We start from the raw sequence: 24,402 nt of genomic DNA, 5'->3' as shown, positions 1-24,402 counted from the left end.
TGAAATAAAATAGATTTTTCTATTTTATTGCTCTTCAGAATTAGACAACATTTCAAGCGTGCTTATTTGAAAAGTGTGATTCAGGACTTTAATCGTCTCTACTCATTTATATAGTATTAATAATATTAATTTAGGCTGCTATTGAGAGTGGGTAAATGTTTAAAATAACGGTCTGCTTATTAACGTTTAATTCTGAAAGATTATTGCACGATGTTATCCCGCCTCTTTTGAAAATAGCGGATGAAATTGTCGTGGTCGATTCTGGCAGTACGGACAAAACACGATATATTTGTGAAAGCTTTGGACTGCAACCCGTCTATAAAAAATTTGGCTGGCATGGCGAGCAGATGAACTATGCCATATCCTTAGCCAGCAATGACTGGGTCCTGTGCATCGACAGCGACGAAATTCTTGACCAGGAAACGGTTAATGCCGTTTTAACGTTAAAAGCAGGCGATGAGCCAGACCCCGGAATGGCATGGCGAATATGTCGCCACTGGTTTGTTCTGGGTGAAGAAGTCCGGACGATTTATCCAGTTTCATCCCCTGATTATCCTGTGCGTCTTTTTAATCGTAAACAGTCCCGGTTTAATAACAGGCCGGTAGACGATCAGGTCGAAGGTTTTCTCCGTTGTGAACGTATTCCGGGTTATGTAAAACATGATACGTTTCCCACGCTGCATGAGCTTTTTAACAAATTAAATTGTTATACAACCCGCCTGGTTCAACATCAAAAAATACGGCCCTCTATAGGGCGCGGCGTAATCAGCGCCATCGGGGCTTTTTTCAAATGGTATCTGTTTAGCGGCGCCTGGCGTAAGGGCAAAGTGGGGGTGGCGACGGGACTGTATGCCACAGCCTATAGCTTTTTGAAGTATTTCAAATCCTGGTATCAGCATCAGGAAAAAAAAGAGTCCGTTGCTAACGAGCAGACGGACTCTCAGATTGCGAAATAAGCGTCAGGCTTTCTTACCCCATCCCTGCCACTGCTGCTGGACGTATTTCACCAGGGTACTGTTACTGATGCTGTCTCCGATGACGGAGAAGAAGCGGGTCGCATAGACCGGTTCAAGCGGTTGCTTCGGTACACAGCGCTTCACGCCGCGGAACGGATTACGCGGCGCTGTTGGGACGGGCTGCGCAGAATTTGGTGTAGAGGTATCTACCTGCGGCTCGTTCAGCAGATCGCTCGGACGCACCAGCGTGATATCGGCAGGCAAGGTCGGCAGCATCTGCTGCAGGACGCGAACGGTAGACGGGTGCGGGTGACCGATGGCGATGGCTGAGCCATTGCGGCGGGCCAGTTGTACCGCGCGATTAAACTGCATGCGGATATCGGCTTCGTTCTGGGTATCATCCAGGAACACCTTGCGCTTAATCACCTTTACGCCCGTTCCCTGAGCGGCACGCATCGCCTGGCTGTTGCCGATGGTCATGCTGTCGAGGAAGTAGAGATTGTAACGCTCCAGCGCCTGCATCACTTTGAGCATCCCGTACAGGCTTGATGTCATCGCGCTGCCCATATGGTTGTTCAGCCCTACGGCATACGGCACTTTGTTGTAGGCGTCGCGGATGATGCGCTCGATCTCCTCGCTGCTCATGTCCGGGCGCAGGGTGTCTTTTTCCAGCGGCTGCTTGCTGAGCGGGGCCATCGGCAGGTGGATCAGCACCTGATGACCGCTGTTATGGGCTTTGGTCGCCATCTCACGCGCGTGGGGCGCATTTGGAAGGACGGCGACAGAAATGGCCGACGGCATCGCCAGCACCTGATTTTCATAGTGTGGACGATAACCGAAGTCATCAATCACGATAGCGAGTTTACCTGCGTATACTGGTGCAGCCAGCGCCAGCGCGCTGACGACGGAGAAAACCATTCGACGAAATTGAAGCAAAACTTATCTTCCCAACCACGGCTGTGGATTGACCGCCTGACCCTGGCGACGAATTTCGAAATAGAGTGACGGGCGGCCCTGACCGCCACTGCTGCCCACAAGGGCGATGGGTTGGCCTGCGCGCACCTGCGTGCCGACGCTGACCAGCGCGCTCTGGTTGTAGCCGTAAAGGCTCATGTCACCTTTACCGTGTTCGACCACCACCACCAGTCCGTAACCCTGCAGCCAGTCGGCCAGAATCACGCGGCCATCGGCAATGGCTTTTACTTCGCTACCTTCAGACGCACCGATAACTATTCCTTTCCAACGTAGCTCACCCTGCAGCTGTTCGCCATAGCGATGCAGAATTGAACCGCGAACGGGCCAGAAAGCCTGACCGCGAGGAGAGCCCAAACCGCCGGTACGCGACATCAGGGAACGTTCGCTCTCGCTTGGTTTGTAGGTAGTGCCTTTGCGGGACGCTTCCTGCTGCTTATCGCGAACGGCCTGCGCCTCGCGAGCCTCTTTTTCGGCGCGCGCTTTCGCCGCCGCTTCCGCACGGGCGATGCTGTTACGCAGTTTTGATTCGTTGGCGCGCATTTCGCTAAGCTGGCTCTGACCTTCCTGAATGGAGGATTCAAGGCCGGAAAGGGTTTTCTTACGCTCGTTGCGCGCCTGCTCAAGCTTCGCCTGCTGGGCCTGCTGATCGTAGAGCAGAGTTTGTTGCTGGCTCTGTTTCTCTTCCAGCTCGGCTTTTTGCGTGGAGACCTCTTCGCGCGTCTGCTTCAGCTGCGCGATCGTCTCCTGACGCGCCTGGTTGAGATAGCCAAAGTAGGCCTGCAGGCGCTGGCCGCGCTGGCTCTCTTCGCCGCTGAGGATCAGCTGGAGTCCGGTATGTTCACCCTGGCGGAATGCGGCATCAAGCTGTGCGGCAAGATTACGCTCCTGCGCGTCACGCTGGCGCTCGAGTTTGGCAATCGACGCGTTCATCTCGTCGATCTGTTTATTCAACTGGGCGAGGGTGTTTTGTGTTTCACGGAGTTTACGCGTGGCGGCGGAGATCGCCTCTTCCTGCTGCTTGAGCTGGGCGAGCAGGGCGGAGCGCTGCTGCTGCTGCTGGCGTACCGCACGCTCTTTGGCGGCGATATCGGCCTGAATGGATTTCAGCTGGTCGCGGTCATCCGCGTGGGCGGATGCGGCGCACAGCAATACGCCAGCGCTGAGTGCGCTGGCGTAAAACAGAGGTCTGACTGATAACCTAAGCGGCTTCACGACCCATGTGATTGAAAAAATCGCCTTTCCCCTCATGGGGAGCGATTATTCCACGATGAACAGCGGCTTACCAGTCATCTCTTCAGGGATCGGCATACCCATCAGCGACAGCATGGTTGGCGCGATGTCAGAAAGCTTGCCGCCTTCCACTGCTTTCAGTGATTTATCACCCACATAAATCAGCGGAACAGGCAGGTTGGTATGGGCCGTGTGGGCCTGGCCGGTCGCCGGGTCGCGCATCTGTTCAGCGTTACCGTGGTCAGCGGTGATCAGCAGCTGACCGCCAACGGATTCAACCGCTTTCGCTACCTGCTCAACGCAGTGGTCCAGCGCTTCAACCGCTTTCACTGCCGCTTCCATCACCCCGGTATGCCCAACCATGTCGCCGTTCGGGTAGTTACAGATGATGGTGTCGTACTTACCGCTCTTGATGGCCGCAACCAGTTTTTCCGTCAATTCGGCAGAGCTCATTTCTGGCTGCAGATCGTAGGTAGCGACTTTCGGAGAGTTGATCAGAATGCGGTCTTCGCCTTTGAACGGCTCTTCAACGCCGCCGTTAAAGAAGAAGGTCACGTGCGCGTATTTTTCAGTTTCGGAAATACGCAGCTGCGTTTTGTCGTTCTTAGCCATCCACTCGCCAAAGGTATTTGCCAGAGATGCTGGCGGATACGCGCAAGGCGCTTTGATGTCTGCCGCGTATTCGGTCAGCTGGATGAAATCGAGGTTTACCACTTTCTTACGGGCAAAACCGTCGAAGTCGCTGTTGACGAACGCACGGGTGATTTCACGCGCGCGGTCAGCGCGGAAGTTCATGAAGATCAGCTCGTCGCCATCTTCCATGGCGGCGTCGGCCTGGCCTTCAGCACGAATCACGGACGCTTTCACGAATTCGTCGTTTTCATCACGTGCATAGGCCGCTTCCAGCGCCTCAACGGCGGTCGCAAACTGGAATTCACCTTTTGCCAGGGTCATCAGATCATAGGCCTGTTCAACGCGATCCCAGCGGTTGTCGCGGTCCATAGCGTAGTAACGGCCAATGATGGACGCTACGCGGCCTTTACCCAGCGCGGCGAATTTCTCTTCGAAGGCTTGCAGAGAGCCTTTTGCGCTACGTGGTGGCGTATCGCGACCGTCCAGGAAGGCGTGCAGATAGATTTTTTCTGCACCGCGCTCGGCGGCCAGTTCAACCATCGCCATGATGTGATCTTCGTGGCTGTGAACGCCGCCAGCAGAGAGCAGGCCCATGATGTGTACGGCCTTGCCAGCGGCAACGGCTTTATCGACCGCGCCAGACAGCGTTGGGTTGGAGAAGAAGGTGCGTTCTTTAATTTCAACGTCCAGACGCGTCAGATCCTGATACACAATACGCCCGGCGCCCAGGTTTACGTGACCGACTTCGGAGTTGCCCATCTGGCGGTCCGGCAGACCCACTTCCAGGCCAGACGCGTCAATCAGCGTATGCGGACGTTTCGCCCACAGGGCATCCATGACCGGAGTTTTGGCGTTGAAAATAGCGTTATCCTGGCTATCTTCACGGTAGCCATAGCCATCCAGAATCACCAGTACCATAGGTTTTTTAGAAACCGACATTGCGACAACCTCATGCTCAAGAGTCAAAATTTGCGTAATTTTACTACAGCTGAATCGATCAAATAGCCGCAGAAGATCAAAGAAAGCGCAGGGGCAAGATGTTCACCAGACCATTTTGAGGCATTTTTTTAGGTGGCATGCCGCAGAAAATGGATTAGGTTATGGTCGCTGGCTGTATTTGCCAGAACGCACAGGTATACTCCTGTCCTGGTTTTTTTTATCACTTAGTCGGGAGTAGTTACCCTCCATGCAAGAAATTATGCAATTCGTTAGCCGCCATCCGGTTCTGAGCATCGCGTGGATTGGCCTGCTGGCTGCTGTGCTGTTCACCACATTTAAGAGCCTGACGTCTAAAATTAAGGTTATCACCCGTGGTGAAGCGACGCGTCTGATCAACAAAGAAGATGCCGTCGTGGTCGATCTGCGTCAGCGTGACGATTTCCGTAAAGGTCACATTGCGGGCGCAATCAACCTGCTGCCAGCTGAAATCAAAGCGAACAACGTCGGTGAGCTTGAGAAACACAAAGCCCAGCCGATTATCGTTGTCGATGCGACCGGCATGCAGGCACAGGAATCTGCCAGCGCGCTTCATAAAGCAGGCTTCGAAAACGTAACGGTGCTGAAAGAAGGTATTTCCGGCTGGAGCGGGGAAAATCTTCCTTTGGTACGCGGTAAATAAGGAGTTCAGTCATGGCCAATATTGAGATCTATACCAAAGCGACGTGCCCGTTCTGTCATCGTGCGAAAGCGCTGCTGAACAGCAAAGGCGTCACGTTCCAGGAACTGCCGATCGACGGTGACGCGATTAAACGCGAAGAGATGATCAAACGTAGTGGTCGCACGACGGTTCCGCAGATTTTTATTGATGCGCAGCACATTGGCGGCTGTGATGACTTGTATGCGCTCGACGCCCGTGGTGGACTCGATCCGCTGCTGAGCTAAGAGACTTTAGGACAATTAAAAAGGGTATTTCCATGTCAGAACAAAATAACACCGAGATGACTTTCCAGATCCAGCGTATCTACACCAAGGACGTCTCTTTCGAAGCGCCAAATGCGCCACATGTTTTCCAGAAAGATTGGCAGCCAGAGGTTAAACTTGATCTGGATACCGCATCTACCCAACTGGCAGATGACGTGTATGAAGTCGTGCTGCGTGTGACCGTTACCGCGTCTCTGGGTGAAGAAACTGCATTCCTGTGTGAAGTTCAGCAGGGCGGCATCTTCTCTATCGGCGGTATCGAAGGCAACCAGATGGCGCATTGCCTGGGTGCGTACTGCCCGAACATTCTGTTCCCGTATGCGCGTGAATGCATCACCAGCCTGGTTTCTCGCGGTACATTCCCGCAACTGAACCTTGCGCCAGTTAACTTTGATGCGCTGTTCATGAACTATCTGCAGCAGCAAGCTGGCGAAGGTGCTGAACAACATCAGGATGCCTGATGAGCACTGTTAATGCGTCAATGACTGTGATCGGTGCCGGCTCATACGGCACCGCTCTTGCCATCACGCTGGCAAGAAATGGTCACGAAGTGGTTCTCTGGGGCCACGATCCAAAACATATCGCAACGCTGCAACGCGACCGTTGTAACGTGGCGTTTCTTCCGGACGTTCCGTTCCCCGACTCCCTGCACCTTGAAAGCGACCTTGCGACCGCGCTGGCGGCCAGCCGCAACATTCTGATTGTGGTTCCGAGCCATGTATTTGGCGACGTGCTCCGTCAGATTAAGCCGCTGATGCGCCCGGATGCACGCATTGTCTGGGCGACAAAAGGACTGGAAGCCGAAACCGGACGCCTGCTGCAGGACGTTGCCCGTGAAGCGCTGGGTGATGAGATCCCGCTGGCGGTCATCTCCGGCCCGACCTTTGCCAAAGAGCTGGCCGCTGGCCTGCCGACGGCGATTTCGCTGGCCTCCACCGATCAGGCCTTCTCCGACGATCTTCAACAGCTGCTGCACTGCGGCAAGAGCTTCCGCGTCTACAGCAACCCCGATTTTATCGGCGTGCAGCTGGGCGGTGCGGTGAAGAACGTGATTGCGATTGGTGCCGGAATGTCAGACGGCATTGGTTTTGGTGCCAATGCGCGTACGGCGCTGATCACCCGAGGACTGACCGAAATGTCCCGCCTGGGCGAAGCGCTGGGTGCCGATCCGGCCACCTTTATGGGGATGGCTGGCCTGGGCGACCTGGTGCTGACCTGTACCGATAACCAGTCTCGTAACCGCCGTTTTGGCATGATGCTCGGACAGGGCAGCGATGTTAAAGGCGCGCAGGAGAAGATTGGTCAGGTGGTTGAAGGCTACCGCAATACCAAGGAAGTCCGCGAGTTGGCGCACCGTTTCGGTGTCGAAATGCCAATAACCGAGGAAATTTATCAGGTATTGTATTGCGGAAAAAATGCGCGCGAGGCAGCATTGACCTTATTAGGTCGTGCGCGCAAGGACGAGCGCAGCAGTAACTAGTCGGAACCGTTGTCACCTGAATGACCCAGCCAGCGCAGAACTGGCTGGTCATTAACTATCGTCTGGAGTAAGCAATGCCGTGTGAAGAACTGGATATCGTCTGGAACAATATTAAAGCCGAAGCCCGGGCGCTGGCCGACTGCGAGCCTATGCTGGCCAGTTTCTACCACGCGACGCTACTCAAGCACGAAAATCTCGGCAGCGCGCTGAGCTATATGCTCGCCAACAAGCTGGCTTCCTCGATCATGCCAGCTATCGCCATTCGTGAAGTGGTGGAAGAGGCTTACGCGGCAGACCCGGAAATGATCGCCTCTGCCGCCTGCGATATCCAGGCCGTGCGCACGCGTGACCCGGCGGTCGATAAATATTCTACGCCGCTGCTGTACCTGAAAGGCTTCCACGCGCTGCAGGCTTACCGCATCGGCCACTGGCTGTGGAATGAAGGCCGCCGCGCGCTGGCGATCTTCCTGCAAAACCAGGTTTCCGTGACGTTCCAGGTCGATATTCACCCGGCGGCAAAGATTGGCCGCGGGATCATGCTCGACCACGCCACCGGGATTGTCGTCGGGGAAACGGCGGTCATTGAAGATGACGTCTCGATCCTGCAGTCGGTTACCCTGGGCGGTACCGGTAAAACCAGCGGCGATCGCCATCCGAAAATCCGTGAAGGGGTGATGATTGGCGCGGGTGCCAAAATCCTTGGCAATATCGAAGTCGGGCGCGGCGCGAAGATCGGCGCAGGCTCCGTGGTGCTCCAGCCCGTGCCGCCGCATACCACCGCCGCTGGCGTACCGGCGCGCATCGTCGGTAAACCAGACAGCGATAAGCCGTCCATGGACATGGATCAGCACTTCAACGGCATTCACCATACGTTCGAGTATGGTGACGGCATTTAACTTCTGAGAATGGCGCCCGGATACCCCAGCTGGCGCCATGCTTCATACACCACCACCGACACCGCGTTCGACAGGTTCATGCTGCGGCTGTCCGGCATCATCGGAATACGGATTTTCTGCTCAGCGGGCAGGGCATCCAGGATCTTGGCCGGCAGGCCGCGGGTTTCCGGGCCAAACATCAGATAGTCACCTGCCTGATAGTTCACGGCGCTATGCGCTGGCGTGCCTTTGGTGGTCAGGGCGAACATGCGCTGCGGCTTTTCGGCTTCCAGAAACGCGGCGTAATCGTGATGGCGAACGACGGCGGTAAATTCATGATAATCCAGCCCTGCGCGACGCAGACGTTTGTCGTCCCACGTAAAGCCCATCGGCTCAATGATATGCAGACGAAAACCGGTGTTGGCACACAGGCGGATGATATTGCCGGTATTTGGCGGAATTTCTGGTTCGAATAAAACGATGTTAAGCATGCTGCCCCCTTAATTGCGGGGGCAGAATAGCAGAAAAGAGAGGAACTACGCGACGCCGGGTTCCTGCGAGCGGCTGTAGAGCATTTTGTAGACGGTTGCCGCAGCGGCCACCAGAGCGGGAACGCTGAGGATCATTAAAATACGGTCTGCCTGCCACTGCATAGCGAGAAGCTGGGCGCTGGTCATGGTTCCCGCCACGCCGCCAAAGCGGCCGATCCCCTGCATCCAGGCGATGCCCGTCGCGCGGCACTCGGTAGGGTAAAAGGTGGCGGCCAGGGTTTGCATGCCCGATTGCGCGCCGTTCATCGCGATCCCCATCAGGAAAATCAGCCCACCAAACAGAGCGATATGGTTATGCTCAATACCCAGTAAAAGAATAAGGCCCATTGTCAGCACGAAACCACACGCGACAACTTTATGCGCTTCCCAGCGGTCCATCATCCAGCCCGCGAGCAGAATGCCTGCGGTGCCGCCGAAGGTGAACAGCGAGGTGAGCCAGGCGGATTCCACCAGAGCATAGCCCATCCCCTGCATCAGCGTCGGCATCCAGCTTAGCAGGACGTAGTAAATCACCAGCCCCATAAAATAGGTCACCCACAGCATCAGGGTGCCGGGCAGCCAGGGCATGGAAAAGAGCTGCGACACGCTCCCTTTTTTAGAGGCGACTTTCTCCTCCGCCAGGAAAAATCCCGTGACGCTATCCAGCGTGCTGCGGGCGAACCGGCTGGCAATACGGCGGACCTGCATGACGTCCTTCCCGCGCTGCACCAGAAACTTCACGGACTCCGGTAAAAACAGCGCCAGCAGCAGCGTTAAAATCAGCGGCGCAATCGCCCCGGTCAGCAGCACGCTTCGCCAGCCGTGATGGGGGATAAGCCAGGAAGAGATCGCGCCGCCGCCCGCTGCACCCAGAGGGAAGCCGCAGTACATGGTATTAATCGCCATGGCGCGACAGCGCTGGGGGGCAAACTCCGAGATCAGCGTGATGGCGTTAGGCATTGCGGCGCCGAGGCCCAGGCCCGTCAGAAAGCGCCACAGCGTCAGGGTATTCAGACTTTGCGCCCAGGCCGTCCCCAGGCTCGCAAGGCCGAAGAACAGGCACGAAAAGACCAGCACGCGCTTGCGCCCCATCCGGTCCGATACCGGACCGGCAATCAGCGCGCCCAGCGATAGCCCCAGCAGCGCCGCGCTCAGCACCGGCCCCAGATCCTGTTTGTGTATCCCCCATTCTGCCGACAGCGTAGGCGCGATGTAACCCATCGCCGCCGTATCAAAACCATCGATCGCCAGAACCAGAAAGCCCAGCACAATGAGCAGCCAGTGAAACCCTGAAAAGGAACTCTCATCAATCACCTGCTGAATATCCACCTTACCTGAATACGCCATACGCTCCACTCCAATCTGATGTTGTTTTTGTGTTCTTGTATTTGCTTGTCTATACAATTGCGGACGGCAGGGGGATGTCAAATTTTCTTATCCAATATGTTATCTGGATGTTATTTTGGCGTAAAAAAGCGCCCGAGGGGAAAATCGGGCGCGTGAGAAAGGGGGATTAACCGGAGAAGGTCAGGCCGCGTTTCCCTGAGCAAGTGGCGCCAGCGCCGCCGGTAATTTATTTAACTCCCGCACCAGAGAATCTCTGCTGATTTCACCGATCGTTTTCGCTCCTGTCAGCGTCATAGCCACCTTCATCTCTTTTTCGATCAGGTTGAGCAGATTCTCCACCCCTGCCTGGCCCGCCGTCGCCAGCGCATACAGATACGCGCGCCCCAGCAGCACGCTGTCGGCGCCCAACGCAATCATTCGCACCACGTCCAGCCCGTTGCGGATGCCGCTGTCGGCCAGGATCGCAATATCGCCTTTCACCGCATCGGCGATGGCCGGCAGGGCGCGTGCGGAAGAGAGCACACCGTCAAGCTGGCGTCCGCCGTGGTTAGATACCACAATCCCGTCTGCGCCAAAGCGTACCGCGTCGCGGGCATCTTCCGGATCGAGGATCCCTTTGATCACCATCGGGCCGTCCCAGAACTCGCGGATCCACTCCAGGTCTTTCCACGAGATCGACGGATCGAAGTTGTTCGCCAGCCAGCCGATGTAATCTTCCAGCCCGGTCGGTTTACCGAGGTATGCCGAGATATTGCCCAGATCGTGCGGACGACCGTTCAGGCCGACATCCCACGCCCACTGCGGGTGAGTAACCGCCTGCCAGTAGCGGCGGAGCGCGGCATTCGGGCCGCTCATGCCGGAGTGGGCATCACGATAGCGTGCCCCGGGGGTCGGCATATCGACGGTAAAGACCAGCGTGGAGCAGCCCGCCGCTTTGGCTCGCTCGAGCGCGTTGCGCATAAACCCGCGATCGCGCAGGACGTACAGCTGGAACCACATTGGGCGCTTGATGGTCGGTGCTACCTCTTCAATCGGGCAGACGGACACGGTGGAGAGGGTAAACGGAATGCCTTTGGCATCCGCCGCAGCGGCAGCCTGCACTTCGCCGCGGCGGGCATACATGCCGCATAAGCCCACAGGCGCGAGCGCCACGGGCATGGAGAGCGTTTCGTTGAACAGCTTCGTCTCAAGGCTCAGGTCAGACATATTCTTCAGCACGCGCTGGCGCAGAGCCACCTCCGACAGATCTTCCACGTTGCGGCGCAGGGTGTATTCGGCATACGCCCCGCCGTCAATGTAGTGGAACAGGAACGGGGGCAAAATGCGCTGCGCCGCGGCGCGATAGTCACTGGCTGCTGAAATAATCATGCTTTGTTCTCCCTGGAAATATCACTGTCGCCAGGCAGACGGGTAATACGCGCCTGTCGGGCCTGGTCTTCATCGAATCGTTTAATGGTGGTGTGCACGAAACCGAGATGCGCCATCATCGCTTTGCGTGCGGCCTCGGCATCACCGGCCAGAATGGCGTTGAGCACCGCCTCGTGCTGTTCTGTGAGCTGGGCAAAAACCGGCGGAACCAGATACATGCGCTGGCGGCTCTGCTTCACGGAGGATTGCAGCAGGTCGAAGAACCCGCGCATGGTCTGAAGCAGCACCACGTTGTGCGACGCCTCGGCAATCGCCAGGTGAAAACGGACGTCCGCCTGGGAGGCGATGTCCGGGTCGCTGCTTTGCGTGGCCTCAAAGCAGGCGATGAGTTTCTCTTTGTCGGCGTCGGTTGCCCGCATGGCCGCGTGCCAGGCGGTACTGGTTTCGATGGCGTGACGCGCTTCAAGGATGTCGAAGCTGTAGTCCGGGTCGTTCTCCATCAGCGTCTTCAGGGGCTGCACGATGTTTTGCTCGGACCAGTCGTCATGCTGCCAGCGCACAAAGGTGCCGCCGCCGCGACGGCTCACCAGCACGCCTTCGCTGACCAGCGTCGCCAGCGCCTCGCGCAGTGAGTTGCGCGACACGCCAAGCTGGGCGGCGAGCTGGCGTTCGGCGGGCAGCTTCATGCCCGCTTCAAGCTGTTGTTCTTCAATCAGCGCCCGCACGCGAGAGGCAATCTCGTCGGACAGGCGTCTGGGCATCACTATCATGGGATCATCCAGGTTAAGACATAGGCCTGCAGGGTGGTGATCACCCCGACCATGCAGGTGAATATCAGGCTGTGTTTCACGGTAAAGCGGAACAGATCCGACTCTTTACCGACCAGTCCCACCGCCGCACAGGCAATGGCGATGGATTGTGGAGAGATCATTTTCCCGGTCACGCCGCCGGTGGTATTCGCGGCCACCAGCAGGACATCCGACACGCCAATCTGCTGGGCCGCCGTTGCCTGCAGCGCGGCAAACAGGGCGTTAGACGAGGTATCGGAACCGGTCAGGAATACCCCCAGCCAGCCGAGGAACGGCGAGAAGAAGGTGAAGGCGTGGCTGGTATGGGCCAGCGCCAGCGCCAGCGTCGATGACAGGCCGGAGTAGTTCGAGATAAACGCGAACGCCAGCACCATGCCGATGGAGTAAATCGGCAGCATCAGCTCTTTAACGGTCGCGGCAAAGGTCTGCACCGCGGCCGCAGGCTTCATGCGCAGCCACACCACGGAAAGGATCGCGGCAAACAGGATGGCGGTACCGGTGGCGGAGAACCAGTCGAATTTATAGACCGCGGCATACGGCGTAGCGGCGTGCACCACCGGCGGCATACGGGCGACCATCTTGTCGAGGAACGGTACGGAGATGTTAATCACCATGTCGTACAGCGCGCCGCCCGGGGCGAACAGGGCTTTAAACGGCGGGATGCTCCACAGGGTGACCGTTGCGGTCAGGAACAGGAACGGCGACCAGGCGCGGATCACCTGTCCTGCCGTATAGCCCGTACGGGCCAGGGTTTGATCAACCTGCGAGGCGCCCATGTCGGCGAAGCGGAAAATACGCACCGGCTGCCAGCGCTTCAGGAACAGCGTCAGACAGACCAGCGACACCAGCGAAGAGATGATGTCCGGCAGCTCCGGGCCGAGGAAGTTCGAGCTGAGGTACTGAGCGATAGCGAACGAACCGCCCGCCACCATCACCGCAGGCCAGGTCTCCTTCACGCCGCGCCAGCCGTCCATAATCGCCATGATCCAGAACAGGACGATAATGGTCAGGAAGGGCAGCTGGCGGCCAACCATCTGTCCGATCTCGAAGCTGTCCAGCCCGGTGACCTGTCCGGCCACCAGAATCGGAATACCCATCGCGCCAAACGCAACCGGCGCGGTGTTCACAATCAGGCACAGGCCAGCGGCATAGAGCGGGTTAAAGCCCAGACCGACCAGCAGCGCGGCGGTGATCGCCACCGGTGCGCCAAAGCCTGCCGCACCTTCCAGAAACGCCCCGAAGGAGAAGCCGACAATCAGCATCTGCAGGCGCTGGTCCGGCGTGATGGAAAGAATCGACGAGCGGATTATGTCGAACTGCCCGGTTTTCACCGAGATTTTATAGACAAACACCGCCGCGATGATGATCCACGCAATTGGCCACAGGCCGTAGAAGAAACCGTAGACGACGGAGGCCAGCGCGCGATCCACCGGCATTTTATAGAAGAACAGCGCCACCATCAGGGCGATAGCAACGGTATACGTCGCGGCGAGGTAGCCCTTCAGCTTGAGCTTAATCAGCGCAAAGAAGAAGAACAGAATCGGAAGCGATGCGATCAGGCTCGACAGCCAGATATTTCCGGCCGGGTCGTAGTTTTGTTGCCAGAGGCTCATGCAGGTCTCCTGGGGACCAGACAGCCTGCGCTGCGGGTGAGTCTCCGCTCAACTCTGCGTCACAGGTTGTGTAAAAGTGGTCCTGCCAATGTTGTGTTGTAGGGTGAATGACAATGAATGGTTAACCAAATGTTATGGTCAGGCAATGAGTTTGTGAGCGGAAATAATGGAATTGTGAACCGGGGAAGAAAGAAAAGGGGGATTGGTTGGGCCAATTTGAAGCGGGGTGGGGCCTGATGCCCTCACCCCGCCCCTCTCCCACAGGGAGAGGGGGAAGTATCAGAACGCGGTCTTACAAAAACCCGTCATCTCTTTCAGGCCCATTTCGCGGCCAAGCTCGGTCATCGGGTGTACCACCACCAGACCACGGACGCTTTTTTTCAGCTTGCCCATGTCGGCCTGTTCTTTTTTGGTGATCGCGCGGCGGTGCGGCATGTCCATCAGCTTCTGCGCTTCTTTGCTCAGCTTCTGGCCTTTCACTTCGCGCAGACGCTCGATTTCTGTTTCCAGCGTGGCGGCTTCTTTTTCCAGCTCGGCGTACTTCTCGGCGGAATCGACCAGTGACAGGCCAGCCATCTGGTGGCGGATCAGATCCAGGCGGTCGCTCAGGCGTTTAATTTCGTTCTTTTCGACTTCTTTCATGACAAATAACTCTGAAAACGGGGAATTTACAGGGAAGGATACACCAATGTGAGCAGGCTTACTTCTGAAACGCTTTTTTTAAGCTGATTCGGGAAATCAGCTCAGTCAGGGAGAGCACCATCGTGGAGCGGACAACCTGTTGATAACGCAGCTTTTGCATCGCGTATAGCTCAGGGTCGCTGTTATCAAAATGCGGAGCAGGGGGGAGCGCGCTGACGCAGTGCAGCTCGCCGAAGGGCCCCAGGATCTCATCATCGGTAAAGGTGTACTCGTTACCGTCATGATTGAGCTCTTCGCGCAGCGCCATTAACAGCTCCGCATCTTCATACTCTTGTCGGTTGAGCACGCCAAGACCATAAATCAGCTTTAGACGCACGGATAAATCGCCCAGCGGTCCGTCTCCGTCCAGTAACGGTTCTACAGCATACTTTACCGCGTAGTCGTCTTTGCGAAACACCTGAAGCACCAGGATATTCACCGCCTCGGTTAACAGCTCGACGGCGGCAATCAGGAAACTTCGTACGGTTTTGCCAGCATTCAGACGCTCAAGCACACGATTTTCAAAGGCCTGGGTTTGTTCCATTATTGCCTGCATATCTGACAATCTATTATTTGGGCGCAGGTTAATCTGCGCCGCACTGTGCATCATTTGGTTGCGTTGTATGCGTTAACCGCCTCCACAACCACGTCGCTGTTGGCGTCCAGACCGGAAATCTGCGCCAGCGCAGCCTGCGCGCCTTTGTCATCAATCAGCTGAGCCAGTTCCTGCGCCTGTGGGTCCTGCTCGCTGCGATAGTGCATCGCGGCGGCAATCCCTTTCACCAGGTTGGCGTGCGGCAGGCCGTATTCCAGCGTGCCCAGCAGCGGCTTAATCAGACGGTCGCCCGCGCTCAGTTTGCGCAGAGGCTGACGGCCCACGCGCTCAACGTCATCTTTCAGATACGGATTTTCAAAGCGACCGAGGATTTTCTGGATGTATGCTGCGTGTTTATCAGCATCAAAACCGTAGCGTTTGATCAGCACCGCGCCGCTCTCTTCCATTGCCCCTTTTACCACCGCGCGGATCTTCTCATCGAGGATCGCGTCACGAATGGTCTGATGACCGGCCAATTTTCCGAGGTACGCGGTTATAGCATGCCCGGTGTTCAGCGTGAAGAGTTTGCGTTCGACAAATGCCATCAGGTTATCGGTTAATTCCATTCCCGGAATGGTCGGCAGGGCGCCTTTAAACTGGGTTTTATCCACGATCCACTCGCTGAAGGTTTCCACGGTCACTTCCAGCGGGTCGTTGGTGGCGGATTCAGACGGCGGAACGATGCGATCCACGGCGGAATCCACAAACCCGACGTGCGCTTCAACCCAGGCTTTGTCTTCGTCGGCTACAGCGTTGAGCACGTGGCCTTTCAGCTGCGTGGTGCCGCGCACCATGTTTTCGCAGGCGATGATGTTCAGCGGAGCGTCGATGCCCTGCGCTTTACGTTTTGCCAGGCCTTTCGCAACCGCAGGGGCGATGCGCTCAAGGACGACCGGACCCACGGCCGTGGTGACCAGATCGACGCTGGCGATCAGGTCGATAACGTCTTCCCCGATGCTGCTGACCGCGTTGACGCCGGATACTGTCTCAACCTGCTCGTTTTCACCGACTACATGGACCTGATAGCTATGACGCGCATTCAGGGCATCCAGGACCACCTGATTCACATCGGCGAATGTCAGCGTAATGCCCGCGTCTGCCAGCAGTTTACCGATAAAACCACGACCGATGTTACCTGCGCCAAAATGTAATGCTTTCATAGTGTTAACCTTCATCAATGTTTTTACCCGAGAGGGCTGGGGTGAGGAACTTTTCCCCTCACCCTAGCCCTCTCCCCAGAGGGGAGAGGGAAGAGGACTTATTTGTTAAGAAGTGCCAGGACTTCTTCCACGCTGGTGGTGCTGGCCAGACGCGCAATGACAGATTCATCATCCAGCGCGTTGGTCAGGCTGGTAATCACCTGAATGTGCTCGTTGTTGCGAGCGGCGATACCAATCACCAGACGGGCGATGTCGTCTTCTTCTTCACCGAAGCGCACGCCCTGCGGATACTGACAGAATACGACGCCGGTTTTCAGGACGCGATCTTTCGCTTCAACCGTACCGTGCGGAACCGCGATGGATTCGCCCAGGTAGGTTGGCGTCAGTTTTTCGCGTTCCAGCATTGCGTCGACATATTCAGGCTGAACGTAGCCGCCTTTCACCAGCTGCTCGCCGGCAAAGCGAATCGCTTCTTCTTTGGTTGCTGCTGTGCGACCGAGGAAGATGTTTTCCGCACCCAGTTTGAACAGGTGGGCGTTGCTTTCGTCAAAGCTGTCCTGCAGGCTTGAGCGCACTTTCACTTCGTTGTCTTCGTGACGCTGCGCCGCAACCAGACGTTCGGTCAGGCTGGTGTACAGGCCGCTGTCGAGGAAGTTGGTCAGCGAGATGTGCTGTGCCTGCGGCACCTGGCGCATGGCGCGTTCGGTCAGGTCGCGGTGCGTGATGACCAGGTCAACGTCCGGCGGCAGGCTGTTAATGGCGCTGTTGGTGACGGAGATGTTGGTCAGGCCCGCATCCTGCACTTTCTTACGCAGCACGCCTGCACCCATTGCGCTGGAACCCATACCGGCGTCACAGGCTACGATGATTTTACGCACGTGGCTCAGGTCGTTAGACACATCGCCAGCCGCCAGCGGGGTTGCGCCTTTGGATTCGGCTTTCATGTCGTGCATACGACGGGTCGCCGCTTCAATATCGTCGTCTTCTTTCACTTTGCTGGTTTTCAGCAGGATAGAAGAGACCACGAAGGAGACGGCCATGGCCGCACAGATGGCCGCGATGTTAGCGAAATACGCTCCTTTTGGCGTCATCGCCAGCACCGCCAGGATAGACCCCGGAGAAGCTGGAGACACCAGACCGCCGCCCAGCACGCTCAGGGTGAACACGCCGGTCATACCGCCAAGGATAACGGCCAGGATCAGGCGTGGGTTCATCAGCACGTACGGGAAGTAAATTTCGTGGATACCGCCCAGGAAGTGAATGATTGCCGCACCGCCAGCAGACTGCTTAGCGCTGCCGCGACCAAAGAACATGTACGCCAGCAGTACGCCCATACCCGGACCCGGGTTGGCTTCAATCAGGAAGAAGATAGACTTGCCGAGATCGTGAGACTGCTGAATACCCAGCGGCGAGAAGATACCGTGGTTGATGGCGTTGTTCAGGAACAGGATTTTCGCCGGTTCAACGAAGATAGACGCCAGCGGCAGCATGTCGTGCGCCACCATAAAGTTAACGCCTGCCGCCAGAATTTTGGACAGCACTTCAACCGCAGGGCCAATGCCGAGGAACGCCAGAATCGCGAGGATCATCCCGATGATGCCCGCAGAGAAGTTGTTCACCAGCATTTCGAAGCCGGATTTGATCTTACCATCAACCCAGACGTCGAATTTCTTAATCGCCCAGCCGCCCAGAGGACCGGCAATCATTGCACCGAGGAACATCGGCATATCCGCACCGACGATAACACCCATGGTCGTGATGGCACCCACTACGCCACCACGGTCACCGCCCACCAGACGACCACCGGTGAAACCGATGAGCAGCGGCAGGAGATAGGTAATCATTGGGCCAACAAGTTTCGCCAGCGTTTCGTTAGGCAACCACCCTGTCGGAATGAACAATGCAGTGATGATACCCCACGCGATAAACGCGCCGATATTTGGCATCACCATGTTGCTGAGGAAACGACCAAAGCTTTGAACTTTGATCTTGAAATCGGATGACATAAAACACCCCTTCTTCTGTTTACGCTTAGGCTTGCGGCCCGAGGTTTATTGTTAATGAGGCGGCAGAGGTAGCCGGGCCCTGTTCTGATGCTGTGAAATCTGGCACTGAATCGTTCAACTGTCCAGACAGTGAAAATTTGTGTGACGCATATCACGTAAAGGTAGGGGGTGTGGATGTCAATGAGGTGATCTTAGTCACAAAAAAGGTGGGCAAAAAAAATACGACGGCGAGAAATGCGGCAAAAACCACCCTTTTATGTGATGGTTGTCACGATTTGGTTTTGTGGGTTTGTTTCTGGATTGTGACTGATTTCACAAAATATTTTTATGCAGATTTCTCCGGCTGCGATCGGCGGCAAACTCTGCTTAGCGATTCGGCGTCAGGATGGCATAGCGCGACACGTTAAGCTAAAAAACCACTTTTGAAGTGTGGTATGGCGAAAAGTTAAAACGTGGATTACGCTCATATTGTAAGGTTAAGTATATTATTATTCAGGATATATTTTGACACGCTTATAAACTTGCATGGAGATATTATAAAAAACGATACTCCCCGGCTCTGAAATAACCAGTATACCTTCTGTATTTCAAAATAAATTAATTAGGTTGCGTACTGTTTTATTAATTAAATGAGTTGACGTTGTTTAAGTGAGGAGAATATGTTTCTCAACTATTTTGCGCTGGGCGTATTGATTTTTGTATTTCTGGTTCTTTTTTATGGAATCATCGCCATCCATGACATTCCTTATAATATGGCCAAAAAGCGAAACCATCCGCATGCCGATGCGATTCACACGGCAGGCTGGATTAGCCTGTTTACGCTCCATGCCATCTGGCCGTTCCTGTGGATATGGGCCACGCTGTACCGTGAAGATCGCGGCTGGGGGATGCAAAACCACATCACCAAGCCTGATGAGGTTCCGGGCATGGATGCGCTGGCCAAACGCGTGGCCGAATTAGAACAAAAGCTGGCCGCGGTACAGCCCGCCGCTGATAAGAACACGCTGGAGCGCTAATCATGGATCTGTTAATTATTTTGACCTATGTGGCATTTGCCTGGGTGATTTTTAAAATATTCCGTATTCCGGTAAACCAGTGGACGCTTGCCACCGCGACATTAGGCGGGGTGTTTATTGTTGCCGGGCTTATTCTGTTAATGAACTATAACCATCCGTACACCTTTACGGCGCAAAAGGCGGTTATTTCTATTCCAATTACGCCGCAGGTTACCGGGGTGGTCAGTGAAGTGACCGATAAAAATAACCAGCTTATTAAAAAAGGCGAAGTGTTATTTAAACTGGATCCGGGCCGCTACCAGGCGCGCGTCGACAGACTCCAGGCCGACCTGGTGACCGCAACGCACAATATCGACAATCTGAAAGCGCAGCTTTCGGAAGCGGTCGCCAATACCACCCGCGTGTCGGCTGAACGCGATCGTCTGTTTAAAGATTATCAGCGCTACCTGAAAGGCAGCCAGGCAAAAGTGAATCCGTTTTCTGAAAGCGATATCGACAACGCGCGGCAAAATTATCTCGCACAGGATGCGATGGTGAAAGGCTCCGTTGCCGAACAGACGCAGATTCAAAGCCAGCTGGACAGCATGGTGAACGGCGAGCAGTCGCAGATTGCCTCCTTACGCGCGCAGCTTGCTGAAGCCAAATACAACCTGGATCAGACCGTGGTCCGTGCGCCAAGCGATGGCTACATCACCCAGGTGCTGATCCGTCCGGGGACGTACGCCGCCGCGCTGCCGCTGCGTCCGGTGATGGTCTTTATTCCTGAACAGAAGCGTCAGATCGTGGCCCAGTTCCGTCAGAACTCGCTGCTGCGTCTGAAGCCGGGCGATGAAGCGGAAGTGGTGTTTAACGCGCTGCCGGGCCAGGTGTTTACCGGTAAACTCACCAGTATTCTGCCGGTGGTGCCGGGAGGCTCCTATCAGGCGCAGGGTGCGCTGCAGTCGCTGACGGTGGTGCCGGGAACGGACGGCGTGTTGGGTACGATTGAGCTGGATCCGAATGCGGAAGTCGATGCGCTGCCAGACGGTATCTATGCCCAGGTGGCGGTCTACTCGGACCATTTCGCCCACGTCTCGGTGATGCGTAAAGTATTGCTGCGCATGACCAGCTGGATGCACTACCTCTATCTCGATCACTAATCCTTCCAGGGCAGGAATGCGACACGCATACCTGCCCTTTTTTCATCGCTTGATCCATACTGACTTTTTTCCGGCATCCAGGATCAGGCAATGAAACTCATCGGTAGCTACACCAGTCCCTTCGTGCGAAAAATCTCGATTCTCCTTCTGGAGAAAGGGATTGAATTTGAATTCATCAATGAACAGCCCTACAACGCTGAAAACGGCGTCGCGCAGTACAACCCGCTGGGGAAAGTCCCGGCGCTGGTGACGGACGAGGGCGAATACTGGTTCGATTCCCCGATTATTGCGGAGTATATCGAGCTGCTGGGCGTTGCCCCGGCAATGCTGCCGGCTGACCCAAAAGCGGCGCTGGCGCTGAAGCAAATTGAAGCCCTGGCCGATGGCATTATGGATGCGGCGTTAACCTCCGTGCGTGAACAGGCCAGGCCCGCCGCCCAGCAGTCGGAAACGGAACTGTTACGCCAGCGGGAAAAAATCAGCCGCAGCCTGGACAGGTGCGAACAGCTTATCCGGGAGGGAAAGATTCAAACCGACAGCCTGAACCTGGCAACTATCGCTATCGCCTGCGCCATCGGCTATCTCAACTTCCGCCGGGTTTCCCCTGGCTGGTGCGTCGACCGTCCGCTGCTGGTGAAACTGGCAGACACGCTTTTTAGCCGCGAGAGCTTTGCCCGTACCGAACCGCCAAAGGCTTGATGCGGGTTATAACACTTCGGCGTCGGAGGCGGTACAATCCCTCCACATGTTAACTCCCTCTCCCGTCGGGAGGGGGGAAGATATTTACTCGCCAGGCGCTTTCATGACTACTCATCATTCGCTGTACAGCCAGATCCCCGCTACCGACCGCCTCCTTCGCGAGCCCCGCATTCATGCTGCCGTTGAGCGCTTCGGCCATACCGCGACGGTGGAGATGTTACGCCTGCTTCAGGACGAAGCCCGATGCGCTATTCAGGCAGAAAACGCCTTGCCCGACTGGTGCGCGGCGTGGGAGCAGGAAGTTGAGCACCGGCTGGATGAGAAAGCGCAAAGCGCATTACGCCCGGTGATTAACCTGACCGGTACCGTGCTGCATACCAACCTGGGCCGCGCGCAGCAGGCGGAAGAGGCGGTGGCTGCGGTTGTGCAGGCCATGCGGGCGCCCGTGACGCTGGAGTACGATCTGGACGGCGCCGGACGCGGGCATCGTGACCGGGCGCTGGCGGACCTGCTGTGCCAGCTGACCGGCGCGGAAGATGCCTGCATTGTGAATAACAACGCCGCAGCGGTGCTGCTGATGCTGGCGGCGACTGCCAGCGGCAAAGAGGTGGTGGTTTCCCGCGGCGAGCTGGTGGAGATTGGCGGGGCGTTTCGTATTCCGGACGTGATGCGCCAGGCGGGCTGCACGCTGCATGAAGTGGGCACTACTAACCGTACCCATGCGAAAGATTATCGCGCGGCGGTGAATGAAAATACCGCCCTGCTGATGAAGGTCCACACCAGCAATTACCATATTGAAGGCTTCACCAAAACGGTTGAAGAGGCAGAGCTGGCGGCGATTGGCCGCGAACTGAATATTCCGGTGATTGCCGATCTCGGCAGCGGCTCGCTGGTGGATCTGAGCCTTTACGGGCTGCCGAGAGAGCCGATGCCGCAAGAGATGATTGCCGCAGGCGTTAGCCTGGTCAGCTTTTCCGGCGACAAGCTGCTGGGCGGGCCGCAGGCCGGGATTATCGTCGGCAAGCGCGAGCTGATTGCGAAGCTGCAGCAGCATCCGCTCAAGCGCGCCCTGCGAGCCGATAAAATGACGCTTGCCGCGCTGGAGGCGACGCTGCGGCTCTATCTCCATCCGGAGAAACTGGCCGACCGCCTGCCCACGCTGCGTCTGTTAACCCGCGATGCCGCCTCGATTCGCGCCCAGGCCGAATTACTGCTGCCGCGCATTGCCCCGCACTACCCCGATTTTGACGTTCGCATTGAACCCTGCCAGTCGCAGATTGGCAGCGGTTCGCTGCCGGTGGACAGGCTGCCGAGTGAAGCGCTCACGTTCACCCCGCGTGACGGGCGCGGCAGCCACCTTGAAGCCCTGTCGGCGCGCTGGCGTGGCCTGCCTGCGCCGGTTATCGGGCGGATTTACGATGGCCGAATGTGGCTGGATCTGCGCTGCCTTGAAGATGAAGAGCGATTTCTGGAGATGTTGTTGAAATGATTATTGCCACCGCCGGTCATGTCGACCACGGAAAAACCACGTTGCTGCAGGCTATTACCGGCATAAACGCCGACCGCCTGCCGGAAGAGAAAAAGCGCGGCATGACCATCGATCTGGGCTATGCCTACTGGCCCCAGCCTGATGGTCGCGTGCTGGGTTTTATTGATGTTCCGGGGCATGAAAAGTTTCTGTCCAACATGCTGGCGGGCGTGGGGGGTATCGATCATGCCCTGCTGGTGGTGGCCTGCGATGATGGCGTTATGGCGCAAACCCGTGAGCACCTGGCGATCCTGCAGCTGACCGGTAACCCGCAGCTGACCGTGGCGCTGACCAAAGCCGATCGCGTGGATGACGCACGCGTCAGTGAGGTGCGCGAAGCGGTACAGGCGACCTTGCAGGAGTATGGTTTTGCCGATGCCCCGCTTTTTGTCACCGTGGCGACAGAAGGGCGCGGTATCGATGAACTTCGCCACCACTTACAGCAGCTTTCGTCGCGTGACCACGCCAGCCATCACCGCTTCCGTCTGGCAATTGACCGGGCGTTTACCGTCAAAGGCGCGGGGCTGGTGGTGACCGGTACGGCGCTGAGCGGTGAAGTGAACGTAGGTGATACGCTCTGGCTGACGGGCGTTAACAAGGCGATGCGCGTGCGCGGCCTGCATGCGCAAAACCAGCCCGCGGAGCGTGCTCATGCCGGGCAGCGGATCGCGCTGAACATTGCCGGGGATGCGGAAAAAGAGCAGCTTAACCGCGGCGACTGGCTGCTGGCCGATGCCCCACCTGAGCCGTCTGAACGCGTCATTGTTTCCCTGCAGACAAACGTGCCCCTGACCCAATGGCAGCCGCTGCATATTCACCACGCGGCCAGCCATATCACCGGGCGCGTGTCGCTGCTGGAAAACGATCTTGCCGAACTGGTATTCGATTCACCGCTCTGGCTTGCAGACAACGATCGTCTGGTTCTGCGTGATATTTCCGCGCGGGAAACGCTGGCCGGGGCACGGGTGGTCGCGCTGAATCCACCGCGACGCGGCAAGCGTAAGCCCGAATATCTGCAGTGGCTGGCAGCGCTGGCGCAGGCCAGCGATGATAACGCCGCGCTGCGGGTGCATCTTGAGCGCGGTGCGGTGAGCCTGCGTGATTTTGCATGGGCACGCCAGCTGAGCGAGGAAGGATTACGCCTGCTGGCCCAGCAGCCGGGCTTTATTCAGGCTGGAAACAGTCTGCTAAACGCCCCGGTTGCTGCGAACTGGCAGCGTAAGATACTGAACACGCTCGCAACATACCATGAACAGCATCAGGATGAGCCTGGCCCGGGCCGTGAGCGTCTGCGGCGCATGGCGCTGCCGATGGAAGACGATGCGCTGGTGCTGCTGCTGATTGAAAACATGCGCGAAAGCGGGGCGATCAAAAGCCACCACGGCTGGCTCCATCTGCCGGATCACAAGGCCGGGTTCACCGCAGAGCAAGAAGCGGTATGGCAAAAAGTGGCCTCGCTGTTTGGCGATGAGCCGTGGTGGGTTCGCGATCTGGCCCGCGAAACGAATACCGACGAGCAGGTGATGCGTCAGGTATTGCGCCATGCGGCGCAGCAGGGGCTGATAGTCGCGATCGTGAAAGATCGTTATTACCGTAACGATCGTATTGTGGCCTTTGCGAACCTGATCCGCGAGCTGGATCTGGAGCGGGGCTCTACCTGCGCAGCCGATTTCCGCGACCGGCTGAACGTGGGCCGCAAGCTGGCGATTCAGATCCTGGAGTATTTCAACCGCATCGGCTTCACCCGCCGTCGCGGTAACGATCATTTATTGCGCGATTCGTTATTATTTCCTGAAACTCCGTGACCCCCGTCGTAAAGCCGTTACCGGTTGGCGAGAAAAT

23 protein-coding genes are annotated in these 24,402 nt (G+C 56.8%); 11 read left to right on the top strand and 12 right to left on the bottom strand.

Annotated elements, in window-relative coordinates; all coding sequences use genetic code 11:
* The first annotated feature begins 155 nt into the window (after positions 1-155).
* Positions 156-956 (top strand): glycosyltransferase family 2 protein, encoded by an 801-nt coding sequence (locus USF70_RS18015; RefSeq protein WP_320735878.1) that lies wholly within the window; start codon positions 156-158, stop codon positions 954-956.
* A gap of 3 nt (positions 957-959) precedes the next feature.
* Here the strand turns inward: USF70_RS18015 and USF70_RS18010 are convergent, their stop codons facing one another.
* The 3 genes from USF70_RS18010 to gpmM are packed head-to-tail and all read right to left on the bottom strand — an operon-like array spanning position 960 to position 4,733.
* The gene (locus tag USF70_RS18010) at positions 960-1,892 is read right to left on the bottom strand and encodes a divergent polysaccharide deacetylase family protein (RefSeq protein ID WP_047059721.1); all 933 of its coding nucleotides are present in this window, start codon (positions 1,890-1,892) and stop codon (positions 960-962) included.
* 3 nt (positions 1,893-1,895) lie between these two features.
* Complete coding sequence (gene envC, locus USF70_RS18005) at positions 1,896-3,155, bottom strand: murein hydrolase activator EnvC (protein WP_229231479.1); 1,260 nt, start codon at positions 3,153-3,155, stop codon at positions 1,896-1,898.
* 33 nt (positions 3,156-3,188) lie between these two features.
* Positions 3,189-4,733, bottom strand: a complete 1,545-nt coding sequence (gene gpmM / locus USF70_RS18000) for a 2,3-bisphosphoglycerate-independent phosphoglycerate mutase (protein WP_320735877.1) — start codon at positions 4,731-4,733, stop codon at positions 3,189-3,191.
* A 247-nt stretch (positions 4,734-4,980) separates the two neighbouring features.
* On the opposite strand from gpmM, the gene USF70_RS17995 reads away from it, so the two are divergent.
* The 5 genes from USF70_RS17995 (at position 4,981) to cysE (ending at position 8,090) form a co-directional block, all read left to right on the top strand.
* A complete protein-coding gene (locus USF70_RS17995; protein WP_023309913.1) occupies positions 4,981-5,412 on the top strand; it encodes a rhodanese-like domain-containing protein in 432 nt (143 codons plus the stop codon).
* An 11-nt stretch (positions 5,413-5,423) separates the two neighbouring features.
* Positions 5,424-5,675 (top strand): glutaredoxin 3, encoded by a 252-nt coding sequence (gene grxC, locus USF70_RS17990; RefSeq protein WP_023309914.1) that lies wholly within the window; start codon positions 5,424-5,426, stop codon positions 5,673-5,675.
* A gap of 32 nt (positions 5,676-5,707) precedes the next feature.
* On the top strand, positions 5,708-6,175 hold the full coding sequence (gene secB, locus USF70_RS17985) for a protein-export chaperone SecB (protein ID WP_003860835.1): 468 nt from the start codon (positions 5,708-5,710) through the stop codon (positions 6,173-6,175).
* A complete protein-coding gene (gene gpsA, locus USF70_RS17980; protein WP_023309915.1) occupies positions 6,175-7,194 on the top strand; it encodes an NAD(P)H-dependent glycerol-3-phosphate dehydrogenase in 1,020 nt (339 codons plus the stop codon). The genes secB and gpsA overlap by 1 nt, the downstream gene beginning before the upstream one ends.
* A 74-nt stretch (positions 7,195-7,268) precedes the next feature.
* Complete coding sequence (gene cysE, locus USF70_RS17975; RefSeq protein WP_008502718.1) at positions 7,269-8,090, top strand: serine O-acetyltransferase; 822 nt, start codon at positions 7,269-7,271, stop codon at positions 8,088-8,090.
* Here cysE and trmL read toward each other — a convergent pair.
* The 9 genes from trmL to USF70_RS17930 form a co-directional block, all read right to left on the bottom strand.
* Positions 8,087-8,560, bottom strand: a complete 474-nt coding sequence (gene trmL, locus USF70_RS17970) for a tRNA (uridine(34)/cytosine(34)/5-carboxymethylaminomethyluridine(34)-2'-O)-methyltransferase TrmL (protein ID WP_320735876.1) — start codon at positions 8,558-8,560, stop codon at positions 8,087-8,089. The genes cysE and trmL overlap by 4 nt on opposite strands.
* 45 nt (positions 8,561-8,605) lie before the next feature.
* Complete coding sequence (locus USF70_RS17965; protein WP_320735875.1) at positions 8,606-9,946, bottom strand: aromatic acid/H+ symport family MFS transporter; 1,341 nt, start codon at positions 9,944-9,946, stop codon at positions 8,606-8,608.
* Between the two features lie 180 nt (positions 9,947-10,126).
* Positions 10,127-11,314: an FMN-dependent L-lactate dehydrogenase LldD gene (gene lldD / locus USF70_RS17960; RefSeq protein WP_210867572.1), complete on the bottom strand. Its 1,188-nt coding sequence runs from the start codon at positions 11,312-11,314 to the stop codon at positions 10,127-10,129.
* Positions 11,311-12,084, bottom strand: coding sequence for a transcriptional regulator LldR (gene lldR / locus USF70_RS17955; protein ID WP_023294814.1), 774 nt, complete (start codon positions 12,082-12,084; stop codon positions 11,311-11,313). The genes lldD and lldR overlap by 4 nt, the downstream gene beginning before the upstream one ends.
* Positions 12,081-13,736, bottom strand: a complete 1,656-nt coding sequence (gene lldP / locus USF70_RS17950) for an L-lactate permease (protein ID WP_023309919.1) — start codon at positions 13,734-13,736, stop codon at positions 12,081-12,083. The genes lldR and lldP overlap by 4 nt, the downstream gene beginning before the upstream one ends.
* Positions 13,737-14,015: 279 nt before the next feature.
* Positions 14,016-14,378, bottom strand: coding sequence for a YibL family ribosome-associated protein (locus USF70_RS17945; protein ID WP_063145475.1), 363 nt, complete (start codon positions 14,376-14,378; stop codon positions 14,016-14,018).
* Positions 14,379-14,436: 58 nt separating this feature from the next.
* Positions 14,437-15,027, bottom strand: coding sequence for a mannitol operon repressor MtlR (mtlR, locus tag USF70_RS17940; protein ID WP_320735874.1), 591 nt, complete (start codon positions 15,025-15,027; stop codon positions 14,437-14,439).
* Positions 15,024-16,172, bottom strand: a complete 1,149-nt coding sequence (gene mtlD / locus USF70_RS17935; protein ID WP_032665121.1) for a mannitol-1-phosphate 5-dehydrogenase — start codon at positions 16,170-16,172, stop codon at positions 15,024-15,026. The genes mtlR and mtlD overlap by 4 nt, the downstream gene beginning before the upstream one ends.
* 98 nt (positions 16,173-16,270) lie before the next feature.
* A complete protein-coding gene (locus USF70_RS17930) occupies positions 16,271-18,178 on the bottom strand; it encodes a PTS mannitol transporter subunit IICBA (protein ID WP_023309922.1) in 1,908 nt (635 codons plus the stop codon).
* Positions 18,179-18,837: 659 nt separating this feature from the next.
* On the opposite strand from USF70_RS17930, the gene USF70_RS17925 reads away from it, so the two are divergent.
* The 5 genes from USF70_RS17925 (at position 18,838) to selB (ending at position 24,365) form a co-directional block, all read left to right on the top strand.
* Positions 18,838-19,194: a DUF3302 domain-containing protein gene (locus USF70_RS17925; protein ID WP_023334046.1), complete on the top strand. Its 357-nt coding sequence runs from the start codon at positions 18,838-18,840 to the stop codon at positions 19,192-19,194.
* Between the two features lie 2 nt (positions 19,195-19,196).
* Entirely contained in the window at positions 19,197-20,333 is a 1,137-nt protein-coding gene (locus tag USF70_RS17920; RefSeq protein WP_033147023.1) for an HlyD family secretion protein, read from the top strand.
* A gap of 90 nt (positions 20,334-20,423) precedes the next feature.
* Complete coding sequence (locus USF70_RS17915; RefSeq protein ID WP_047059729.1) at positions 20,424-21,032, top strand: glutathione S-transferase; 609 nt, start codon at positions 20,424-20,426, stop codon at positions 21,030-21,032.
* A 103-nt stretch (positions 21,033-21,135) separates the two neighbouring features.
* Positions 21,136-22,521, top strand: a complete 1,386-nt coding sequence (gene selA, locus USF70_RS17910) for an L-seryl-tRNA(Sec) selenium transferase (protein WP_064673799.1) — start codon at positions 21,136-21,138, stop codon at positions 22,519-22,521.
* The gene (gene selB / locus USF70_RS17905; protein WP_167819033.1) at positions 22,518-24,365 is read left to right on the top strand and encodes a selenocysteine-specific translation elongation factor; all 1,848 of its coding nucleotides are present in this window, start codon (positions 22,518-22,520) and stop codon (positions 24,363-24,365) included. Before selA ends, selB begins: the two co-directional genes overlap by 4 nt.
* Positions 24,366-24,402 lie beyond the last annotated feature (37 nt).

It is taken from the genome of Enterobacter sp. 237C8 (assembly GCF_034106865.1).
GTDB lineage: Bacteria > Pseudomonadota > Gammaproteobacteria > Enterobacterales > Enterobacteriaceae > Enterobacter > Enterobacter asburiae_B.
The sequence above is the reverse complement of the archived record's forward strand: the minus strand, read 5'-3'. Positions and strand labels throughout refer to the sequence as shown.

Excerpts from the sequence above, each read along its gene's own strand:
- USF70_RS18015 (WP_320735878.1), top strand. The coding sequence starts at position 156 with ATGTTTAAAATAACGGTCTGCTTATTAACGTTTAATTCTGAAAGATTA.
- gpmM (WP_320735877.1), bottom strand. The coding sequence starts at position 4,733 with ATGTCGGTTTCTAAAAAACCTATGGTACTGGTGATTCTGGATGGCTAT.
- USF70_RS17995 (WP_023309913.1), top strand. The coding sequence starts at position 4,981 with ATGCAAGAAATTATGCAATTCGTTAGCCGCCATCCGGTTCTGAGCATC.
- grxC (WP_023309914.1), top strand. The coding sequence starts at position 5,424 with ATGGCCAATATTGAGATCTATACCAAAGCGACGTGCCCGTTCTGTCAT.
- secB (WP_003860835.1), top strand. The coding sequence starts at position 5,708 with ATGTCAGAACAAAATAACACCGAGATGACTTTCCAGATCCAGCGTATC.
- gpsA (WP_023309915.1), top strand. The coding sequence starts at position 6,175 with ATGAGCACTGTTAATGCGTCAATGACTGTGATCGGTGCCGGCTCATAC.
- cysE (WP_008502718.1), top strand. The coding sequence starts at position 7,269 with ATGCCGTGTGAAGAACTGGATATCGTCTGGAACAATATTAAAGCCGAA.
- trmL (WP_320735876.1), bottom strand. The coding sequence starts at position 8,560 with ATGCTTAACATCGTTTTATTCGAACCAGAAATTCCGCCAAATACCGGC.
- USF70_RS17965 (WP_320735875.1), bottom strand. The coding sequence starts at position 9,946 with ATGGCGTATTCAGGTAAGGTGGATATTCAGCAGGTGATTGATGAGAGT.
- lldD (WP_210867572.1), bottom strand. The coding sequence starts at position 11,314 with ATGATTATTTCAGCAGCCAGTGACTATCGCGCCGCGGCGCAGCGCATT.
- lldR (WP_023294814.1), bottom strand. The coding sequence starts at position 12,084 with ATGATAGTGATGCCCAGACGCCTGTCCGACGAGATTGCCTCTCGCGTG.
- lldP (WP_023309919.1), bottom strand. The coding sequence starts at position 13,736 with ATGAGCCTCTGGCAACAAAACTACGACCCGGCCGGAAATATCTGGCTG.
- USF70_RS17945 (WP_063145475.1), bottom strand. The coding sequence starts at position 14,378 with ATGAAAGAAGTCGAAAAGAACGAAATTAAACGCCTGAGCGACCGCCTG.
- mtlR (WP_320735874.1), bottom strand. The coding sequence starts at position 15,027 with ATGATGCACAGTGCGGCGCAGATTAACCTGCGCCCAAATAATAGATTG.
- mtlD (WP_032665121.1), bottom strand. The coding sequence starts at position 16,172 with ATGAAAGCATTACATTTTGGCGCAGGTAACATCGGTCGTGGTTTTATC.
- USF70_RS17930 (WP_023309922.1), bottom strand. The coding sequence starts at position 18,178 with ATGTCATCCGATTTCAAGATCAAAGTTCAAAGCTTTGGTCGTTTCCTC.
- USF70_RS17925 (WP_023334046.1), top strand. The coding sequence starts at position 18,838 with ATGTTTCTCAACTATTTTGCGCTGGGCGTATTGATTTTTGTATTTCTG.
- USF70_RS17920 (WP_033147023.1), top strand. The coding sequence starts at position 19,197 with ATGGATCTGTTAATTATTTTGACCTATGTGGCATTTGCCTGGGTGATT.
- USF70_RS17915 (WP_047059729.1), top strand. The coding sequence starts at position 20,424 with ATGAAACTCATCGGTAGCTACACCAGTCCCTTCGTGCGAAAAATCTCG.
- selA (WP_064673799.1), top strand. The coding sequence starts at position 21,136 with ATGACTACTCATCATTCGCTGTACAGCCAGATCCCCGCTACCGACCGC.
- selB (WP_167819033.1), top strand. The coding sequence starts at position 22,518 with ATGATTATTGCCACCGCCGGTCATGTCGACCACGGAAAAACCACGTTG.